Genomic DNA, 2,542 nt, shown 5'->3' with positions numbered 1-2,542 from the left:
CCGCCGATCAAATTCTCGGACATTTCCGGTTTCGATCTGGAAGTTGTTGAATACGTTCCCTATACCCCCGAATGATAAACCCGGTCGTGGCCCCGATGCCGCGACACGTGAAGGAGCCATCAATGGCAGATATCAGAGTAATTGAAGGTGATTTTACCGAGTGCAGTGGGCGCTATGCCCTGGTGGTGGGCCGTTTTAACGGCTTTGTTGTAGAAAGCCTGGTTGAGGGTGCGCTGGACACCCTGCGCCGTCACGGTATTTCCGATGATGACGTCACCATTGTTCGCGTGCCGGGAGCTTATGAAATGCCCCTGGCGGTCAAGCGCGTTGCAGAAACCGGCGAGTACGATGCGATTATCGCCCTGGGTGCGGTCATCCGTGGCGGAACGCCTCATTTCGAGTACGTTGCCGGCGAAGCCTCCAGTGGTATTGGCGCTGTCAGTCTTGATACTGACGTGCCGGTGACTTTCGGTGTCCTGACAGTGGACTCCATCGAGCAGGCCATCGAGCGTTCGGGCACCAAGGCCGGTAACAAGGGTGCGGAAGCGGCGATCACCGCCCTTGAAATGGTCAGCCTTTTCAAGAAGCTGGGTGAGTAATGAGTGACACTGAAGGTACATCACCGCAGCCGGCCCCGTCCGGCAAACCGAAAGCCGGTGATCGACGCCGTGCCAGGGCCCTGGCCATGCAAGGGCTCTATCAGCGCCATTTCAGCAAGACGGCGATTTCTGACATTGAAGCCGAGTTCATGGTCGACAATGACATGACCAAGGTTGATCTGCTGTATTTTCGCGATCTGCTCCGTGGTGTCCATCGTGAGCAGGGCGAGCTGGACAAATTGATCGAGCCTTTTCTTGATCGGCCCATTCACGAGGTGGATCCGGTGGAGCTGGCTATCGTGCGCCTTGGGGCCTATGAGCTGAAGCATCGGCTGGATGTGCCCTATAAGGTGGTTATCAACGAGGGCATTGAAATGGCCAAGCGCTTCGGCGGCACCGAGGGCCATAAGTTCGTCAACAGCATCCTCGACAAGCTGAGCGGCCGACTTCGGCTCGCTGAGACCCGCTCCCGCTAGCCCATGGGCGAGTTCGAGCTGATTCGGCGTTACTTTCTGCCGCTCTCCGGGCGGCAGAAATCCCGAGCCCTGATTCTCGGGCCGGGGGATGACTGCGCGATTCAGCGGATACCCGCCGGCCGGGATCTTGTCTTTTCCGTGGATGCTTTTGTTGAAGGTGTCCATTTCCCCCGAAACTATCGCCCGGATTACCTGGGTTGGCGTGCGCTCGCCGCAGCAGCCAGTGATCTCGCTGCCATGGGTGCCGACCCGGAATGTTTCACTCTTGCGCTGACCCTGCCGGCCCTGGATGAGCAGTGGCTTGAAGACTTCTCGAGAGGGCTGAGAAGTGCCAGCGAGGCGTTCGGTCTTGAATTGGCGGGTGGGGACACCACCTCCGGCCCGCTTACTTTGAGCCTGCAGGTGCATGGCACCGTGGAGCAGGGGGGCGGAATTCGACGCTCGGGCGCCCGTCCCGGCGACTTGATTGCGGTGTCGGGAACCCTGGGCGACGCTGGCGCTGCCCTTGATTATCTCTCTGAACCTGCCCCCTCCGCTGACATGCTCGCCGTGCTGGAGCATTACCACCGGCCCCGCCCCAAGCTGGCTCTTGGGGCAGGGGTTCGCCAGTATGCCAGCGCCGGAATTGATATCTCTGATGGTTTGCTGGCTGATCTTGGGCATATTCTGGATGCTTCCGGGGTGGGGGCCCGGATCGAGAGTGCCAGGTTACCGCTTTCGCCGGAGCTTGTCAGGCTCAAGGGCGAGAAGGCTTTGGACTACGCATTGCGTTCGGGAGACGATTACGAACTGTGCCTGTGTTTCCCCCGGGAAAACTGGGACCGCGCACCGGCCTCTCTCACGAGCCAGCTTACCGTGATCGGTTCGGTCGAGGCTGAGCAAGGGCTGTATCTCGATGGCGCCGACTGCAGTTCGGAGGTGCTACCTGCGGGTTTTGATCATTTCAGGAGTGAATCATGAGTCAGGAAGGCCCGACTCCGGAGCCGGAGGCGCCTGCAGTCATACTGCCGCCGGGCTTTTTGCGGAACCCGGTACACTTGCTCGCTTTTGGTTTTGGCAGTGGCGCGACGGCGAGGGCTCCCGGTACCTGGGGCAGCCTGGCCGCGATTCCGCTGTGGTACGTCTTCGCCTGGTTGCCGCCCGTGGGCTACTGGCTGGTGGTACTGGCTGCTTTTATCGTAGGTATCTGGCTCTGCGGAAAGACCGCTGAAGACCTGAAGGTTCACGACCATGGCGGCATTGTCTGGGACGAATTCGTCGGGATGTGGATTGCCCTTGGCCTCTTCCCTGACACTATCTATGGGGTTCTGGGGGCGTTCGCTCTGTTCCGGCTTTTTGACATTGCAAAACCGTGGCCCATCAGTTGGCTGGACCAGCACCTGCCTGGCGGTTTGGGTATCATGGTTGACGATGTTATTGCCGGCGTCATGGCCCTGATCTGCCTGTGGGCAGTAGACGTGTGGCTGG

4 protein-coding genes are annotated in these 2,542 nt (G+C 59.7%); all 4 read left to right on the top strand.

The window, feature by feature from the left end; genetic code table 11:
* The first annotated feature begins 122 nt into the window (after positions 1 to 122).
* Positions 123 to 599 (top strand): 6,7-dimethyl-8-ribityllumazine synthase, encoded by a 477-nt coding sequence (ribH, locus tag B2W52_RS21125; RefSeq protein ID WP_273070336.1) that lies wholly within the window; start codon positions 123 to 125, stop codon positions 597 to 599.
* Positions 599 to 1,075, top strand: a complete 477-nt coding sequence (gene nusB / locus B2W52_RS21120) for a transcription antitermination factor NusB (RefSeq protein ID WP_202348066.1) — start codon at positions 599 to 601, stop codon at positions 1,073 to 1,075. Before ribH ends, nusB begins: the two co-directional genes overlap by 1 nt.
* 3 nt (positions 1,076 to 1,078) lie before the next feature.
* Positions 1,079 to 2,035, top strand: a complete 957-nt coding sequence (gene thiL / locus B2W52_RS21115) for a thiamine-phosphate kinase (RefSeq protein ID WP_273070332.1) — start codon at positions 1,079 to 1,081, stop codon at positions 2,033 to 2,035.
* Positions 2,032 to 2,542 (top strand): phosphatidylglycerophosphatase A family protein (locus B2W52_RS21110; protein ID WP_286804025.1); only part of this gene is annotated, 511 nt, incomplete at its 3' end. The genes thiL and B2W52_RS21110, both read left to right, overlap by 4 nt.

It is taken from the genome of Marinobacter sp. UBA2498 (assembly GCF_002341575.1).
In the GTDB taxonomy this organism is placed as follows: Bacteria; Pseudomonadota; Gammaproteobacteria; order Pseudomonadales; family Oleiphilaceae; genus Marinobacter; species Marinobacter manganoxydans.
This window is presented reverse-complemented; position numbering and strand designations above follow the sequence as displayed.